Annotated in this window: 12 protein-coding genes; 4 read left to right on the forward strand and 8 right to left on the reverse strand. The window is 70.1% G+C overall.

The features are described 5' to 3' along the window. The first annotated feature begins 9 nt into the window (after positions 1-9). The gene (gene murA, locus ACGFRF_RS10760; protein WP_393738261.1) at positions 10-1,350 is read left to right on the forward strand and encodes a UDP-N-acetylglucosamine 1-carboxyvinyltransferase; all 1,341 of its coding nucleotides are present in this window, start codon (positions 10-12) and stop codon (positions 1,348-1,350) included. Between the two features lie 166 nt (positions 1,351-1,516). On the opposite strand, the gene ACGFRF_RS10765 is transcribed toward murA, so the two are convergent. The 6 genes from ACGFRF_RS10765 to ACGFRF_RS10790 all read right to left on the reverse strand — a co-directional run bounded on the left by ACGFRF_RS10765 (position 1,517) and on the right by ACGFRF_RS10790 (position 8,597). After that, entirely contained in the window at positions 1,517-1,798 is a 282-nt protein-coding gene (locus ACGFRF_RS10765) for an HU family DNA-binding protein (protein ID WP_014673024.1), read from the reverse strand. A 291-nt stretch (positions 1,799-2,089) separates the two neighbouring features. Then, positions 2,090-3,505, reverse strand: coding sequence for an NAD-dependent malic enzyme (locus ACGFRF_RS10770; protein ID WP_393738263.1), 1,416 nt, complete (start codon positions 3,503-3,505; stop codon positions 2,090-2,092). Positions 3,506-3,871: 366 nt separating this feature from the next. After that, on the reverse strand, positions 3,872-6,250 hold the full coding sequence (locus ACGFRF_RS10775) for a HelD family protein (RefSeq protein ID WP_393738265.1): 2,379 nt from the start codon (positions 6,248-6,250) through the stop codon (positions 3,872-3,874). Positions 6,251-6,319: 69 nt separating this feature from the next. Further along, the gene (locus ACGFRF_RS10780) at positions 6,320-7,099 is read right to left on the reverse strand and encodes an anti-sigma factor family protein (RefSeq protein ID WP_393738267.1); all 780 of its coding nucleotides are present in this window, start codon (positions 7,097-7,099) and stop codon (positions 6,320-6,322) included. A 50-nt stretch (positions 7,100-7,149) separates the two neighbouring features. Next, positions 7,150-7,734, reverse strand: a complete 585-nt coding sequence (locus ACGFRF_RS10785) for a sigma-70 family RNA polymerase sigma factor (RefSeq protein ID WP_030167252.1) — start codon at positions 7,732-7,734, stop codon at positions 7,150-7,152. A 269-nt stretch (positions 7,735-8,003) separates the two neighbouring features. Further along, positions 8,004-8,597: a CGNR zinc finger domain-containing protein gene (locus ACGFRF_RS10790; protein WP_393738269.1), complete on the reverse strand. Its 594-nt coding sequence runs from the start codon at positions 8,595-8,597 to the stop codon at positions 8,004-8,006. A 219-nt stretch (positions 8,598-8,816) separates the two neighbouring features. Here ACGFRF_RS10790 and ACGFRF_RS10795 point away from each other — a divergent pair, with 219 nt between their 5' ends. Next, the gene (locus ACGFRF_RS10795) at positions 8,817-9,290 is read left to right on the forward strand and encodes a DUF1772 domain-containing protein (protein ID WP_393738271.1); all 474 of its coding nucleotides are present in this window, start codon (positions 8,817-8,819) and stop codon (positions 9,288-9,290) included. Positions 9,291-9,297: 7 nt separating this feature from the next. Here ACGFRF_RS10795 and ACGFRF_RS10800 read toward each other — a convergent pair whose 3' ends face one another. Next, on the reverse strand, positions 9,298-10,449 hold the full coding sequence (locus tag ACGFRF_RS10800) for a uroporphyrinogen-III synthase (protein ID WP_393738272.1): 1,152 nt from the start codon (positions 10,447-10,449) through the stop codon (positions 9,298-9,300). 85 nt (positions 10,450-10,534) lie between these two features. Then, positions 10,535-11,914, reverse strand: coding sequence for a nitrate/nitrite transporter (locus ACGFRF_RS10805; protein ID WP_393738274.1), 1,380 nt, complete (start codon positions 11,912-11,914; stop codon positions 10,535-10,537). Between the two features lie 640 nt (positions 11,915-12,554). On the opposite strand from ACGFRF_RS10805, the gene ACGFRF_RS10810 reads away from it, so the two are divergent. Both ACGFRF_RS10810 and ACGFRF_RS10815 read left to right on the forward strand, forming a co-directional pair. Next, positions 12,555-14,960, forward strand: a complete 2,406-nt coding sequence (locus ACGFRF_RS10810; protein ID WP_393738276.1) for a proprotein convertase P-domain-containing protein — start codon at positions 12,555-12,557, stop codon at positions 14,958-14,960. A 402-nt stretch (positions 14,961-15,362) separates the two neighbouring features. Beyond that, complete coding sequence (locus tag ACGFRF_RS10815; protein WP_393738278.1) at positions 15,363-16,103, forward strand: hypothetical protein; 741 nt, start codon at positions 15,363-15,365, stop codon at positions 16,101-16,103. The last annotated feature ends 105 nt before the right edge of the window (positions 16,104-16,208 follow it).

Genomic DNA, 16,208 nt, shown 5'->3' on the forward strand with positions numbered 1-16,208 from the left:
GCGAGATTCATGACCGTCAACGACGATGTCCTGCTTGTCCACGGCGGAACCCCGCTGGAGGGCGAGATCCGTGTCCGCGGTGCGAAGAACCTCGTACCGAAGGCCATGGTCGCCGCCCTGCTGGGCAGCGCGCCGAGCCGACTGCGCAACGTTCCCGACATCCGTGACGTGCGGGTCGTGCGCGGCCTGCTCCAGCTGCACGGGGTGACGGTCCGCCCGGGCGAGGAGCCCGGCGAGCTGGTGCTCGACCCGACGCACGTCGAGAGCGCCAACGTGGCTGACATCGATGCCCACGCGGGTTCCAGCCGTATCCCGATCCTCTTCTGCGGTCCCCTGCTGCACCGTCTCGGCCACGCGTTCATCCCGGGCCTCGGCGGCTGCGACATCGGCGGCCGGCCCATCGACTTCCACTTCGACGTGCTGCGGCAGTTCGGCGCGACGATCGAGAAGCGCGCGGACGGGCAGTACCTGGAGGCTCCGCAGCGGCTGCGCGGTACGAAGATCCGGCTGCCGTACCCGTCCGTCGGCGCGACCGAGCAGGTGCTGCTGACGGCCGTACTGGCCGAGGGCGTCACGGAGTTGTCCAACGCGGCCGTCGAGCCGGAGATCGAGGACCTCATCTGCGTGCTGCAGAAGATGGGCGCGATCATCGCGATGGACACCGACCGCACGATCCGGATCACCGGTGTGGACAAGCTCGGCGGCTACACCCACCGTGCCCTGCCGGATCGCCTGGAGGCCGCGTCCTGGGCGTCGGCGGCGCTGGCGACCAACGGCAACATCTACGTCCGCGGCGCCCAGCAGCGCTCGATGATGACGTTCCTGAACACCTACCGGAAGGTGGGCGGTGCCTTCGAGATCGACGACGAGGGCATCCGCTTCTGGCACCCGGGCGGCCAGTTGAAGTCCATCGCGCTGGAGACGGACGTGCACCCCGGCTTCCAGACCGACTGGCAGCAGCCGCTGGTGGTGGCCCTGACCCAGGCCACGGGCCTGTCCATCATCCACGAGACGGTGTACGAGTCCCGCCTGGGCTTCACCTCGGCGCTGAACCAGATGGGCGCCCACATCCAGCTCTACCGGGAGTGCCTGGGCGGCTCCGCCTGCCGTTTCGGCGCGCGCAACTTCCTGCACTCCGCGGTCGTCTCGGGCCCGACCAAGCTCCAGGGCTCCGACCTGGTCATCCCCGACCTGCGCGGCGGCTTCTCGTACCTCATCGCGGCCCTGGCCGCCGAGGGCACCTCCCGTGTCCACGGCATCGACCTCATCAACCGCGGCTACGAGAACTTCATGGAGAAGCTCGTGGAACTGGGCGCGAAGGTGGAGCTGCCGGGCAAGGCGCTCGGCTAGGCCCGCGCATGCCGAAAGGGCGGCTCCCCTCGGTGTGAGGGGGGCCGCCCTTTCCGCGTCTTCGGCTGAGGCGCCCTGAAGGGGCGCGGGCAACTGCGCGACCAGCCACGACGGGCCCGCAGTCACCCACGGCGCTCCAGTGGGTCGGCGCTACACAGCGGAGCGCCTACTTGCCCTTGGCGGCTTCCTTGAGCTTGCTGCCCGCGGTGACCTTCACGCTGAAGCCGGCGGGGATGTTGATGGGCTCGCCGGTCTGCGGGTTGCGCGCGGTACGAGCGGCACGGTGGGTGCGCTCGAAGGTCAGGAAGCCGGGGATGGTGACCTTCTCGTCGCCCTTGGCGACGATCTCGCCGACGGTCTCGGCGAACGCGGCCAGCACGGCGTCGGCGTCCTTGCGGGTCACCTCGGCACGGTCGGCCAGCGCGGCCACCAGCTCACTGCGGTTCATGTTGTTACTCCCGTGTATTTCTTGCCGTTGGGGTGTGCCACGCGGCGGAGCCGCCCGAGGCACTGCGATGCCGATGCGCTCGCGCCCAGGGACGCATCCTGCCCCTACCTGCGGCGGGAAAGCCAATCCGGCACCCGTAGGAGTCGTGAGAACACCCTGGGGAGTCACACGAAAAGCGCCTGCTCGGCCGTCACCCTAGAGCGCACCCGGCATCAGGTGGTTCCACGACGCGCCGGTGCTGGGGCCGCCGTGGTGATCCTCACAGCCCCAGCACACTACGGCACGGCGTCGTCAGGCCGTCGCCCCGGCCGCCTTCGCGGCCTCGCGGACCGCGCCGGCCACGGCGCCCGCGACCTTGTCGTTGAAGACACTCGGGACGATGTAGTTCGGGTTCAGCTCGTCCTCGGTCACCACGTCGGCGAGGGCCTTCGCGGCGGCGAGCATCATCTCGGTGTTGACGGTACGGGACTGGGCGTCCAGCAGGCCGCGGAAGACACCCGGGAAGACCAGCACGTTGTTGATCTGGTTCGGGAAGTCGGAGCGGCCGGTGGCCACAACGGCCGCCGTCTGGCGGGCGATTGCGGGGTCCACCTCCGGGTCGGGGTTCGCGAGCGCGAACACGATGGCCCCGTCCGCCATGGCGGCCACGTCGTCGCCGTCGAGGACGTTCGGCGCGGAGACGCCGATGAAGACGTCCGCGCCGCGCACGGCCTCCTTCAGGGTGCCGCTGAGGCCCTCGGGGTTGGTGTTGTCGGCGATCCAGCGCAGCGGCGAGTCGGACGGCGCGTCCACCAGGTCCTCGCGGCCGGCGTGCACGACACCGTGGATGTCGGCGACGACGGCGTTCTTCACGCCGGCGGCGATCAGCAGCTTGAGGATGGCCGTACCGGCCGCGCCGGCGCCGGACATGACGACCCGGATGTTCTCGATGGCCTTTTCCGTGACGCGCAGGGCGTTGGTCAGGGCGGCGAGGACCACGATCGCGGTGCCGTGCTGGTCGTCGTGGAAGACGGGGATGTCGAGGGCCTCGCGCAGCCGGGCCTCGATCTCGAAGCAGCGGGGCGCGGAGATGTCCTCGAGGTTGATGCCGGCGAAGCCGGGGGCGATCGCCTTGACGATCTCCACGATCGCGTCGCTGTCCTGGGTGTCCAGGCAGATCGGCCAGGCGTCGATGCCGGCGAAGCGCTTGAAGAGGGCCGCCTTGCCCTCCATGACGGGCAGCGCGGCCTTGGGGCCGATGTTGCCCAGGCCGAGCACGGCGGAGCCGTCCGTCACGACCGCAACGGAGTTGCGCTTGATGGTCAGGCGGCGGGCGTCCTCGGGGTTCTCGGCGATGGCCATGCAGACGCGGGCCACACCCGGCGTGTAGACCATGGACAGGTCGTCACGGTTGCGGATGGGGTGTTTCGACGCCATCTCGATCTTGCCGCCGAGGTGCATGAGGAACGTACGGTCGGAGACCTTGCCCAGCGTGACGCCCTCGATGCCGCGGAGCTTCTCGACGATCTCCTCGGCGTGGGCCGTGGAGGTGGCCGCGATGGTGACGTCGATGCGGAGCTTCTCGTGACCGGACGCGGTGACGTCGAGGCCGGTCACCGAGCCTCCGGAGGACTCCACGGCGGTGGTGAGCTGCGAGACGGCGGTTCCGCTCGCGGGCACCTCCAACCGGATGGTCATCGAGTAGGAGACGCTGGGCGCCGTTGCCATGGCCGACTTCCTCTGCTTTCACCGTGTCGCGAGTTGTGCCGTCCGATCGTCGCACCTACCCCTCAGTACGTGGTAGTCGCCCTGGGTTGCGGACGTTTTGTTCACAGGGGCCGTCCAGCAGGTGCGCGTTTTCGGAAAATCACTTCCACCATACGAGAAATGATCAGGCAAAGAAAGAGGCCCACGTCACTTGGTGACGTGGGCCTCCCACACGTTCGTGACACCGACCCGCCATGCTCGCCTCGCGGCAAGTGGTCCCTCTGAGGGACGAAGGTTGGGCCCGGGGGCTTGGATCGGGCCGGTGCCACGTCAAGGCTAACAAACGGATGCCGTACAGCCATTCCCCTCCGGGATGTTCGGGGAAAGTCAGTCCCTGAGCAGGTCCGGGATCCCGGCCGCGTCCGGTTCGTCCCGCTCGCCGGAGACCACCGTCAGCTGCTGGGTGGCCCGGGTCAGCGCCACGTACAGAACCCGCAGCCCGGCCGGGGACTCGTCCGCGATCTCCGCGGGCGAGACGACGACCGTGGCGTCGTACTCCAGGCCCTTGGCCTCCAGGCTGCCGAGCGCGACGACCCGGTCGCCGAGCCCCGCCAGCCAGCGGCGGGCCTCCTCGCGCCGGTTCATCGCGACGACCACCCCGACCGTGCCGTCCACCAGCCCGAGCAGCCGCTCGGCCTCCGCGCGGACGGTCTTCTCCTGGGAGCCCCGCACGACCGTGAAACGGGGTTCGACCCCCGTGGACCGTACGGCGGACGGCGCCTGGGAACCGGGCATGGCGAGCGCCAGGACCCGGGCGGCCAGCTCGGCGATCTCGGCCGGGTTGCGGTAGTTGACGGTCAGCTGGAAGCGGCGCCGGGGTCGGGTGCCCAGGGCCTCGTCGCGGGCCTCGGCCGCCTCGTCCGGGTCGGACCACGAGGACTGGGCCGGGTCGCCGACGACCGTCCAGGTGGCATGCCGGCCACGGCGGCCGACCATGCGCCACTGCATCGGGGTGAGGTCCTGCGCCTCGTCCACGATGACGTGCGCGTACTCGGTGCGCTCCTGCGCGAGGCGCTCGGCCCGCTCCCGCTGGGTCTCCTCACGCACCGGCATCAGCTCCTCCAGGCCGGTGAGCTGGTCCAGCGGGTCGAGTTCGCGCCTCTTGCGCGGACGGGCCGGGGCACCGAGGATCGCCTGCAGTTCGTCGAGCATGGCGATGTCGTGCACGGTGTGGCCGTCCCGCCTGAGGGAGCGGGCGACCCTGCGGACCTCGCCGGGGTTGAGGATCCGGCGGGCCCAGCGGCCGAGCCTCTTCTCGTCGGCCATGGCGGCGAGCACCGCCTTCGGGGTCAGCTCGGGCCACCAGGCGTCGAGGAACGCGATGAAGGCGTCCTCGCTCGTGATGTCCTCGTCGAAGGAGGAGCGCAGCTCGGCGGCCAGCTCCGGGTCCGTGTGCCGACCGGCGGCGCCGGACTTGGCCCACAGGGCGTCCAGGAGCAGTCTGCGGGCCCGCGGGCGGAGCAGGTTGACCGGCGCGGTGCCGCCGAGGGCGGTACGGCGGATACGTTCCAGCTCGTCCGCCTCGAGTTCGAGGCGGCGCCCGAAGGCGACGACCCGGAGCCGGGTGACCGGGCCGGTCAGGGCCTGCGGCGCGGTGCCGGTGTCGTCGTCGTCCGGTGCGAGCCGACCGACCGGCGCACCGCCGCCCGGCCCGAGCTCCAGTGCGCCCCGGGCCGCCTTGCGCAGCACCTTCAGCATCCGGTACGAGCCCTTGGCGCGGGCCACCGCCGGGGAGTCGTACAGGGTGGCCTCGGCGCCGTCGACCAGGGAGCCGATGGCACGGATCGCGACCTGGCCCTCCTCGCCGAGCGAGGGCAGCACGCCCTCGGTGTAGGCGACCAGCAGCGGGGTCGGGGAGACGATCAGGATGCCGCCCGCGTAGCGTCTGCGGTCCTGGTAGAGCAGGTAGGCCGCGCGGTGCAGGGCGACCGCGGTCTTGCCGGTGCCCGGGCCGCCCTCGACGTAGGTGATGGAGGCGGCGGGGGCGCGGATGACCAGGTCCTGCTCGGCCTGGATGGAGGAGACGATGTCCCGCATGGTGTGGCTGCGGGCCTGGCCGAGGGCGGCCATCAGGGCGCCGTCGCCGATCACGGCCAGCTCGCGGCCGTCGAGGCGGGCGGTCAGCTCGGGGCGCATCAGGTCGTCCTCGACGCCGAGGACCCGGCGGCCCTTGGAGCGGATGACCCGGCGTCGTACGACCCGCCCGGGGTCGACGGGCGTGGCCCGGTAGAAGGGGGCGGCGGCGGGTGCCCGCCAGTCGATCACCAGCGGGGAGTAGTCCTCGTCGAGGACGCCGATGCGGCCGATGTGCAGGGTCTCGGCGATGTCGGCGGTGTTGTCCTCGCGTACCGCGCCCTCGGCCGGCTCCACCGCCGTGTACGCGCCGTCGGGACCCTTCTTGCCGTCCTTGCCGAGCAGCAGGTCGATGCGGCCGAAGAGGAAGTCCTCGAACTCGTTGTTGAGCCGGTTCAGGTGGACACCGGCCCGGAAGACCTGCGCGTCCCGTTCGGCCAGCGCCCCCGGAGTGCCCACCTGGCCGCGCTTGGCCGCGTCGTGCATCAGGAACTCGGCCTCGTGGATCTTCTCCTCCAGCCGCCGGTACACCCGGTCCAGGTGTTCCTGTTCGACGCTGATCTCTCGGTCACGGACGGAATCGGGTGCGTCGTGTACCGAGCCGACCGCGGACTGCTGAACCTGAGCGGCCACCGGGCCCCCTTCTGACGTGCTGGGCAGCCGTCAACCGTACGCGAAGGGGACCCGGCAAAGCTACGGCGACTACGCGTTCACCTGGACCAGCTTCTTTCCCTCGAAGGTCACGACCTCGAAGTGGTCGATCTCGTTCGGCTGGAAGGCCGCGGTCCCGCCGATGTACAGCGGTTTCTTGGACTCCGGCGTCTTCCCGTCCGCGAGGCCGTAACCCCAGTTCGGGACCGACCAGGACGACATCGTCACGCGCTGGCCGTTCTTGGCGACCAGCACCAGGGAGCACTTGAGCGGGCCCTTGACGTTCTTCAGCTCCAGGACCGCCTGCGTGCCCCAGTCCTTCCCTGCCATGCCGACGGTCGCGCTGACATGGGTCGACGGGTCCGTGGCCGAGGCCTTGTCGGACATGGTCCGGAACGTGGACTGGGCCGGGGAGGCGGTGACCTGCTTGCCGTCGTCCGAGCCGCTGTTCACCGCCACCGCGGCCAGCGGGCCTGCGATGATCAGCGCGGCCGCCGCCGCGATCATGTAGAAGCCGCGCCGGCGCTTCCGGGCGCGGTGCTCGGCGACCTCGTCGACCAGCTTCTCCACCAGCCGCGGACTGGGTCTGGCCGACAGCGACTCGCCGATCGCGGGGGTGCTGCCGGAGCCCGGCAGGTCCGCGAGCGCGGCCAGCATCGGCTCCATCCCGGCCAGCTCGTCCAGTTGCTGGGCGCACCACTCGCAGCCGGCGAGATGGGCCTCGAAAGCGGTTGCCTCGGCGTCGTCGAGAATCCCGAGGGCGTAGGCGCCGACGGTCTCGTGCTCGCTCGGCACCGAAGATCCCTGACTGGGGTTCATGGGTCCAGACATACCCGGACCACCCGGGCCGAATCCCTGCATTCCCCCGTACCCGCTGCTCATCACGCCGTCACCCCCCGCTCCTCCAGTGCCAGCTTCATCGACCGCAGGGCGTAGAACACCCGGGAGCGGACCGTGCCGCTCGGAATGCCCAGCGTCTCGGCCGCCTCGTTGACCGTACGCCCCTTGAAGTACGTCTCGACGAGCACCTCCCGGTGGGCGGGGGTCAGGTCGTCGAGCGCGTCCGACAGCGTCATCAACCACAGCGCCTTGTCGATCTCGTCCTCCGCGGGGATGACCTCCAGCGGCGACGGATCGACCTCCTGCGGCCGGGCCTGCCGGCTGCGGTGGCCGTCGATGACGATGCGGCGCGCGACCGTCACCAGCCAGGGGCGTACCGATCCGGTCGCCCGATTGAGCTGACCGGCGTTCTTCCAGGCACGGATGAGCGTTTCCTGCACGACGTCCTCGGCGCGCTGCCGGTCGCCGGCGACCAGCCGGAGGACGTACGCGAGCAGAGGTCCGGCGTGCTCGCGGTACAGGGCACGCATCAGCTCCTCATCAGGTTCCGAGGGCTGTGAGGACATGCGATGTCGGGCCCTCGATCCACGTTCATTGGCCACGGCCGCATCCTTGCGCACGCCCACCTCCGGTGTCCGGGGGTTCCCCCAGTCGGTCGCTCGCCCACCGGTACGGAAGGGAGGCGTGTGGCGTTCAAACGGAGGTGACAGTTTTCTCCGGGGTGACGTGACGAGCGGGACATGCACGCACATTCCCGCCAGGTGATCTTTACATTTCCGACACATCGCCTGGGCGAGCCGGATTGACCGCGCGGCGGGACCGGCCCACCCGGTGTTGCGGATATCACTCCGCCCGTCACGAGGACGCAATCCGGCAGAACGTCCCTACCGGATATTCAGGCCCGCGCGAGCGCCGCCCGGCGCCGGTGCCGGGCGACCCGCTCGCGGTTGCCGCAGACCTCGCTGGAGCACCAGCGCCGGCGCCGCCCGCGGGACGTGTCCAGGTACACGAGCGGGCAGTCGTCGCCCTCGCACTCCCGCACGGCCGCCCGCGCCACGGGGTCGGTGAGCAGTTCCACGGCGTCCCGGGCGAGGACGGCGAGCAGCGCCGCGCACTCCGGCGGCCCGGCCAACTCCCGCACCAGCGTGCCGTCCTGGCCGGGCACGGCGCGCGGGGCGGGCGGCGCGGCCCGGGCGGTCTCGTTGACCCGGGCGAGCGCGCGTTCGTACGGCCGCGCGTCCGCCGCGTACGGGGTCCGCACCAACTGCCCGATGTGTCCCCGCAGTTCCCGGAATCCCACCAGCCAGGAGGCGTCGGCGTGGGCCAGCGGCGTGCCGGGCGGCACGAGTCCGGCGCCGGTGATCCAGGCGCGCAACGACTCGACGGCGTCCAGCCGTTCGGCCGGGTGCGTGGTGGCGAGGAGATCCAGACAGATCCGCCCGGCGTCGAACCGCAGCTCGTACGGGGGCGTGGCCGTACCCAGTGCCATGTGCCTGTCACCGCCTAGGCAGGAACCGTGCAGGAGACGTACAGGGACGTGCGGGAGACCGCGGAGGGGAACCGTTCCGTCGCTCCTTTTCACAGTGCCCGTCCGCGGCGGCGGCAGGAACCCCTCGTACCGGTCGCGGTTGCGCGGCCTGGACGCACGCGTATGCGCACGCGCGCTCCGGCCATGTCCCGCACGGGGCCGCACCGCTTGCCTGGGGGCATGACGGAAACACGGAGCAGCGGTCTCGTCCTGGGCGCGGCCACGATCACCACGGGCCTGAGCGCCGGGGTCTTCTACGTCTTCGCGTGTGCGGTGATGCCGGCCCTGGCGCGCAGCGACGACCGGACGTACGTCGAGGTCATGCGGAACATCGACACCGTCATCCAGAACCCGGTGTTCTTCCTGGGCTTCCTGGGCGCGCCGGCGCTGACGGGCCTGGCGGCCTGGCGGTTGCGTCGCACCCCGTGCCGCCCGTGGGTCTGGGCGGCGCTGGCCGCGTACGTCCTCGTCCTCTTCGTCACGGTGGCGTTCCACATCCCGCTGAACAACGCCCTCGCGGCGCAGGGCGAGCCGTCCGCCCTGCGGGAGCGTTTCGAGGGACCGTGGGTGGCGTGGAACGTCGTACGGGCGGTGGCCGCGACGGCGGGCGCGGGTTTCCTGACCCGGGCGCTGACCCTGCTCCCGCGCCCTTGAGCCGGGCTCACACGTCCGAGTACTTCGCGTCCGCCGCCGGGTCCAGTGCCAGCCGGTACCCCCGCTTCACCACCGTCTGGATCAGCTTCGGCGTCCCCAGAGCCGTACGCAGGCGGGCCATCGCCGTCTCCACCGCGTGTTCGTCACGGCCGGCTCCCGGCAAGGCCCGCAGCAGCTCGGCCCGGGCCACCACCCACCCCGGCCGCCGCGCCAGCGTCCGCAGCAGCGACATGCCGGCCGGCGGCACCGGCTTGAGCTCGCCGTCCACCAGGACCGCGTGCCCCCGGATCTCCACCCGGTAGCCCGAGACCGGCAACGACCGTGCCCGTGCGGGCAGTTCCTGGCACAGCAGCTGCACGAGCGGCCCGAGCCGGTACCGCTCCGGCTGTACGGTGTCCACCCCGCGCACCTGGAGGGGCAGCGCGGTGGCGGGGCCGACGCACGCGGGCAGCACGTCGTGGCCGAGGGCGGTGAGCAGCTCACCGAGCAGGCCCCGCTCCTCCGCCCGGCTGAGCAGGGAGGCGGCGGCCGGCGCGCTGGTGAAGGTGAGGGCGTCCAGACCCCGGGAGACGGCCGCGTCCAGCAGCCGGTCGAGCGGGGTGATGTCCTCCGGCGGCATCCACCGGTACACGGGCACCGGCACGACCTCCGCTCCCCCGGCCCGGAGCGCCTCCACGAACCCGGGCAGCGGCTCCCCGTGCAGTTGTACGGCGACCCGGCGTCCTTCGACCCCCTCCTCCAGCAGCCGGTCGAGCACCTCGGCCATGGACTCGCTGGACGGCGACCACTCCTCGGTCAGCCCGGCGGCCCGGACGGCTCCCTTGACCTTGGGGCCGCGCGCCAGCAGCTCGACGTTCCGCAGCCGTCCGAGCAGCTGTTCACCGAGCCCCCACCCCTCCGCGGCCTCCACCCAGCCCCGGAACCCGATGGCGGTGGTGGCCACCACGACATCCGGTGCCTGATCGATCAGCTCCTTGGTGGCGGCGAGCAGTTCGCCGTCGTCGGCGAGCGGCACGATCCGCAGGGCGGGCGCGTGCAGCACGACGGCACCGCGCCGCTGGAGCAGCGCGCCCAGCTCGTCGGCGCGGCGGGCGGCGGTCACGCCCACGGTGAACCCGGCGAGGGGTCCGTGTTCGGTGTGCTGCTGTTCGTCGTACATGGCTCTCCTAGCTGGCCCGCATACCGATCGAGCCTGTCAACGGCGCATGACAGGCTCGGTTCGGCTTCGTGTCGCCAGTGTTACGTCACACTTCGGCGTAGCTGAGCTGTGTCTTCGTGTCCGCAGCGGCCTCGGCCCGGGCCTGCCGGGCCGGGCCGCGAAGGTATACGGCCCAGGTCACGGCGAAACAGGCGCCGTAGAAGGCGAGGAAGGCGACGAACGCGCCGGTGCCGGAGCCGTAGGACAGGAAGGACTGCCGGAAGGCGAGGTTGATGCCGACGCCGCCGAGCGCGCCGACGGCCCCGATGAGTCCCATGGAGGCGCCGGACAGCCGTCGGCCATAACGGACGGCCTCTTCGCCCGTCAGCCCCTTGGCGAGGGCCTGCGCCTGGAAGATGCCGGGGATCATCTTGTACGTCGAGCCGTTGCCGAGCCCGCTCAGCACGAACAGCACCACGAAGACGGACACGAACAGCGGCAGCGACTTCTGCATGCCGGCGACGACGAGGACGGCGGTGGCGGCGGCCATGCCGACGTAGTTCCACAGCGTGATGCGGGCACCGCCGTACCGGTCGGCGAGCCATCCGCCCACGGGCCGGATGAGGGAGCCGAGCAGCGGCCCGATGAAGGTGACGTAGGCGGCCTGCAGCGGGGTCCGCCCGAACTGGTTCGTCAGCACCTGCCCGAAGGCGAAGCTGTAGCCGATGAACGACCCGAACGTGCCGATGTAGAGGAAGGCCATGATCCAGGTGTGGGCCTCCTTCGCGGCGTCCTTCGCCGCCCCGGTGTCGTTCTTGACGGAGGCCAGGTTGTCCATGAACAGCGCGGCGAGGACGGCGGCGACGACGATCAGCGGGATGTAGATGCCGAGCAGCACGCGCGGCCCGCCGTTCGCCCCGATGATCGCGAGGGTGATCAGCTGGATGACCGGCACGCCGATGTTGCCGCCACCGGCGTTGAGCCCGAGCGCCCACCCCTTCTTCCGCAGCGGGAAGAAGGCGTTGATGTTGGTCATGGAGGAGGCGAAGTTGCCGCCGCCGATGCCGGCCAGCAGGCCCACGAGCAGGAAGGTGGAGAAGGACGTCCCCGGCTTCATCACGATGAACGCCGCGGTGGTGGGGATGAGGAGGAGGCCGGCCGAGATGACGGTCCAGTTGCGCCCACCGAAGATCGCCACGGCGAAGGTGTACGGGACCCGGACGACGGCGCCGACCAGGGTGACCACCGAGGTCAGCAGGAACTTGTCGGCCGGAGTCAGGCCGTACTCCGGACCCATGAAGAGCACCAGCACGGACCACATGGTCCAGATCGAGAACCCGATGTGCTCGGAGAGGACGGAGAAGAACAGGTTCCGCCGGGCGATCTTCTCGCCCTTCGCGTTCCAGAAGGCCTCGTCCTCCGGATCCCACTGCTCGATCCAGCGGCTCCCCCTGCTCGAGGCGGGGGCTGTGCTCGGGGCTGTCATGACGCCTCCACGGTGCTTCGGGGCTCGTACTCCGGTGAGTGGCTGATCCCGAAGGTAGGGAGGGCGCGTTTCCTGCCTGTGGCACTGGGTGACCGGAAAGGAACTTTGGTCTCACCTCGCGAGGGGGTGGGGTGAGAGGTCTCCGTGACGAGGGGCGGGACCCGGGGCTGCCGGTCGGGTCCAGGGGGAGCGCGGGCGGGAAGCCGGTGGCGCCGGTTTGTGACTCTATTTCGGCTGTCGGACGACTTCACCGGTAAAGACGGCGGTCCCACCGGCCTCACCGCACGAAACAGTAGTCACTCGTTCCGTTTTACCACCGCAGCCGATCACCCCTGTCATTGCGCCCGGAGGGCCTTGCGGACGTGATCTCGGCCGCTCTACTGTGTGCATCGATCAAGCGGACCCGTCTATACGGGAGCCTGCGCAATTCAGCGCTCCCCGTCGCCGCTGCGGTCGGCATATCGCTGTTGCGCGTGCACAGCACCATCGCCGCCGCTTTCCCCTACGGCCTCCTGACGGATCACGCCCGGTGCGTGAAGTCCCCAGGTAGACACGTTTCGCCATCCGGTTTTCCCATGCCGGAATTCTCCCTTCTCACCCCGCGGGCTCGGTCATGCCTGCTTACTTTTTCGAGAGCGAAATGAAGAGACGGATGTGGACGACGGTCGTCACCGCGGTGATGACTGTGACCTTCGGTGCGATCCCGGCCCATGCCACCACGGCGGAGGACACCGGCACGGCAACCACGGCGGGCAGCGGCACGGCAGCCGCGGCGGAGGGCGATCCGATCGATCCGCCGCTGTACGACGCGACCGCCGGTGGCGGCACCGTCCGGGTGAACGTCGTCACCGAGAACCGTGCGGATCTGTCGAGCGCGGCGAGCGCCGGTCAGACGGTGCAGTCGTTCGAGACTCTGCCGGTCGTGACCCTCAGGGTCGACAAGGCCGGCCTGGACGCGCTGGCCGCCCAGGAGGGGGTGGTCAGCGTCAGCGAGGACGCCGTGTCGGCGCCGACGCTGGATCAGAGTGTTCCCCTCATCGGCGGCGACCTGGCCATCAAGGCGGGCAAGACCGGCAAGGGCAGCGCGATCGCCATCGTGGACACCGGTGTGGCCACCCATCACCCGTTCCTGAGGAACCGGGTCGTGGCCGAGGCGTGCTTCTCGCCGATCGACGCCGCCTACTCCGCCACCAGCCTGTGCCCCGACGGCACCGCGAAGCAGGAAGGCACCGGTAGCGCCGACGCCGCGAACGGGCCGTGCGCGACCATCGAGGGATGCGAGCACGGAACCCACGTGGCGGGTATCGCCGCGGGTGACGGAACCGGCCTGTCCGGGGCCCCCGCGACCGGTGTCGCACCCGGCGCCGACATCATCGCCGTGCAGGTCTTCAGCAAGTTCAACTCCGCGCAGTACTGCGGTGCCGAGCCGGCCCCGTGCGTGCGCAGCTTCACCAGTGCCCAGATCGCGGGGCTGGAGAAGGTGTGGCAGCTGCAGCAGGCCGGGACCCCGGTCGTCGCGGCGAACCTCAGCCTGGGGTCGGCGAGTTACACCACCGCCTGCACCAAGGACGCCCGCAAGCCCGTCATCGACAAGCTGCTCGGCGTCGGTGTGGCCACGGTGGTCGCGGCGGGGAACAACGGCCTGGAGACCGCGGTCAACGCCCCCGCCTGCGTGCCCTCCGCCCTCTCCGTCGGCTCCACCAACGACGACGACGAGGTGTCCTCCTTCAGCAACCGCGGACCCCTGCTCGACCTGTTCGCCCCCGGCAACGGAATCGTCTCGTCCGTCCTGAGCGGCTACGACTCCCTGAGCGGGACCTCCATGGCCGCCCCCCACGTGGCCGGCGCACTCGCCGTCCTCAAGCAGGCCTACCCCACCGAGGGCATCGACAGCCTGACCTCGCTCCTCGCCACCACCGGCAAACCCATCCCCAACGGCACGACGACCACCCCGCGCATCGACATCGGCAAAGCCGTCGGCGCCATCGACCCGAAGCCCGAGGCGGACCGCAAGCCCCGCGCCTTCCAGGTCGACAACGACAAGGACGTACCCATCCCCGACGCCCCGGGCGCTCCGGCCACGTCGCCGTTGACCGTCGCCGCATACCCGGGCAACGCGCCGAAGAACCTCAAGGCGTACGTCAACATCACCCACACCTACCGGGGCGACATCAAGCTGGAACTCCTCTCCCCCACCGGCAAGGCCTACCTGCTCAAGAGCCCGAACACGGCCGACGGTGACGACGACATCGTCGCGGCGTACACGGTCGACGCCTCCGACTCGCCCGCCGACGGCGTGTGGACGCTCCGCATGACCGACACCGACGACGGGGACACCGGCACACTGACCACCTGGTCACTGATCTTCCCGACGCCGTTCGAGCAGACCACGAGCCAGGTCATCCCGGACACCGGCACCCTCACGTCCACCGTCACCGTCTCGGACATCGACGGCAACGCCGCCGGCCCGCTCCAGGTGTACACGAACCTCACCCACACCAGGATCGGTGACCTGCGGCTCGTCCTGCAGAGCCCGGACGGCAAGTCCTACCCGCTCAAGCCCTACGGCTCCGAGGCGGGCGGCACCCTCCAGACCACCTACGGGGTGGACGCCACCGACGCGGTGGCCAACGGCACCTGGACCCTGAAGGTCACCGACTCCACCGCCGGTTCCACCGGTGACCTCAAGGGCTGGTCGATCGGGTTCCCGTCGTACGAGAACCAGACCGTCAAGGCCATCCCGGACAAGAACTTCACGGAGATCTGGACCAAGGCCGACGGCCTGTCCGGCGTCGGCTCGGCCAGGCTCCAGGTGTACGTGGAGGCCGAGCACGAGTACCTGGGCGACCTCAAGATCGACCTGATCGCCCCGGACGGCTCCATGCACCTCCTCAAGAACAACGGCGAGGAGCCGGGAGGCACGCTCAAGAAGGTCTACACGGTCGACACGACCGACCTGCCGGTCAACGGCTGGTGGAAGCTGCGCGTCGACGACGTGGGCACCGGTGACACCGGCACGATCAAGAACTTCGTCGTGCGGTTCTGACGCCCACGAGCACACCGTCGCGCACCGCAAAAGCCCCGCACGGCCCTTGGGCCGTGCGGGGCCTTTCTGCACCTTCAGGAAGGAATGCGCGATCCGGGCCGGCAACGCCTTGGAGAATTTTTCGGACATGTCGACGGGCCATGCTCAAGTGAAGCTCAAGAAAAGAGATAGGGACTCCCCCGGCGCCATCTCTTATGGAAAGATCAATGACGAGCGGGAACGCCGAAGGGGAAAGGCGAAAACCGCTTGTAGGGGGGCGCAGGCATCATCAGAATTGATGCCTCCATTTCGCACACTGCGCGCTTTCCCTGCTGTCTTGGTTCGATTCGTGTTTTCACTCGCGTAACGGAGGCAGTAGATATGCGTACGACCGTGAAGATGACCCGCAAGAGACTTGTCGGAATGGCTGCCGTAACGGCGGCGGCGATCACCATGGCGGCCATGCCGTCGGCGGTGTACGCGGCCGACGGTGACACGCTCAGCGCCACGTCCACCACACCCGAGGACTACGAGGCGTATCTCGTGGAGCAGGTGGAACTGGGCGACTCGGACGCCCAGGAGACCTTGTCGCAGTACCAGGAACTGTCCGACAGCCAGAAGGAACAGTTCGTCACCCTCCTGAACGACCCTCAGCGGGGGCAGGAGCTCGGAGACTTCATCTCGGACACCTCCGACGTCGACTCCATCGACGAGGAGAGCTACGTCACCGAGATGAGGAAGGAGACCGAGGGCGGCAACGTCGTTCTCGAAGCGGAACTCACCGCGGAGCAGACCGAGACCGCCCCCACCACCGACGAGGAGATCTCCGACCCCTCCGGGACGCGGTACTACGACCGGTGGGCCACGTACAGCGTCTCCGACACCATCTTCGGTGTGAAGGTCACGACCGTGAAGATCGGCGTCAACTACCGCACGACCTCGTCCCGGGTCGTCAAGGTCTACAACGGCTGGGCCTCGCACCGCAACTGGGTGCCGTTCGCCTCCTTCTCCAACAGCCCGGTCAAGGAGTGGATCTCCGCGGACCCGGCCAACAACGCCACCGCCGAGACGATCTGGCAGGGCAAGTGGGCCGGCTTCGAGTGGGACGCCCGTGAGCGCATCTGGGCCGACCAGAGCGGCTTCAAGGGTGGCTACCTGAAGTAGGCAGCGGCCGGGGGGGGGGGGGGGGGGGGGGGGGGGGGGGGGGGGGGGGGGGGGGGGGGGGGGGGGGTTGTGGGTGAGAGAGTGTGTGGGGGAGTGGGGGGGGTG

Source organism: Streptomyces sp. NPDC048521 (genome assembly GCF_043199855.1).
GTDB lineage: Bacteria > Actinomycetota > Actinomycetes > Streptomycetales > Streptomycetaceae > Streptomyces.

Excerpts from the sequence above, each read along its gene's own strand:
- murA (WP_393738261.1), top strand. The coding sequence starts at position 10 with ATGACCGTCAACGACGATGTCCTGCTTGTCCACGGCGGAACCCCGCTG.
- ACGFRF_RS10765 (WP_014673024.1), bottom strand. The coding sequence starts at position 1,798 with ATGAACCGCAGTGAGCTGGTGGCCGCGCTGGCCGACCGTGCCGAGGTG.
- ACGFRF_RS10770 (WP_393738263.1), bottom strand. The coding sequence starts at position 3,505 with ATGGCAACGGCGCCCAGCGTCTCCTACTCGATGACCATCCGGTTGGAG.
- ACGFRF_RS10780 (WP_393738267.1), bottom strand. The coding sequence starts at position 7,099 with ATGTCTGGACCCATGAACCCCAGTCAGGGATCTTCGGTGCCGAGCGAG.
- ACGFRF_RS10790 (WP_393738269.1), bottom strand. The coding sequence starts at position 8,597 with ATGGCACTGGGTACGGCCACGCCCCCGTACGAGCTGCGGTTCGACGCC.
- ACGFRF_RS10795 (WP_393738271.1), top strand. The coding sequence starts at position 8,817 with ATGACGGAAACACGGAGCAGCGGTCTCGTCCTGGGCGCGGCCACGATC.
- ACGFRF_RS10800 (WP_393738272.1), bottom strand. The coding sequence starts at position 10,449 with ATGTACGACGAACAGCAGCACACCGAACACGGACCCCTCGCCGGGTTC.
- ACGFRF_RS10805 (WP_393738274.1), bottom strand. The coding sequence starts at position 11,914 with ATGACAGCCCCGAGCACAGCCCCCGCCTCGAGCAGGGGGAGCCGCTGG.
- ACGFRF_RS10810 (WP_393738276.1), top strand. The coding sequence starts at position 12,555 with ATGAAGAGACGGATGTGGACGACGGTCGTCACCGCGGTGATGACTGTG.
- ACGFRF_RS10815 (WP_393738278.1), top strand. The coding sequence starts at position 15,363 with ATGGCTGCCGTAACGGCGGCGGCGATCACCATGGCGGCCATGCCGTCG.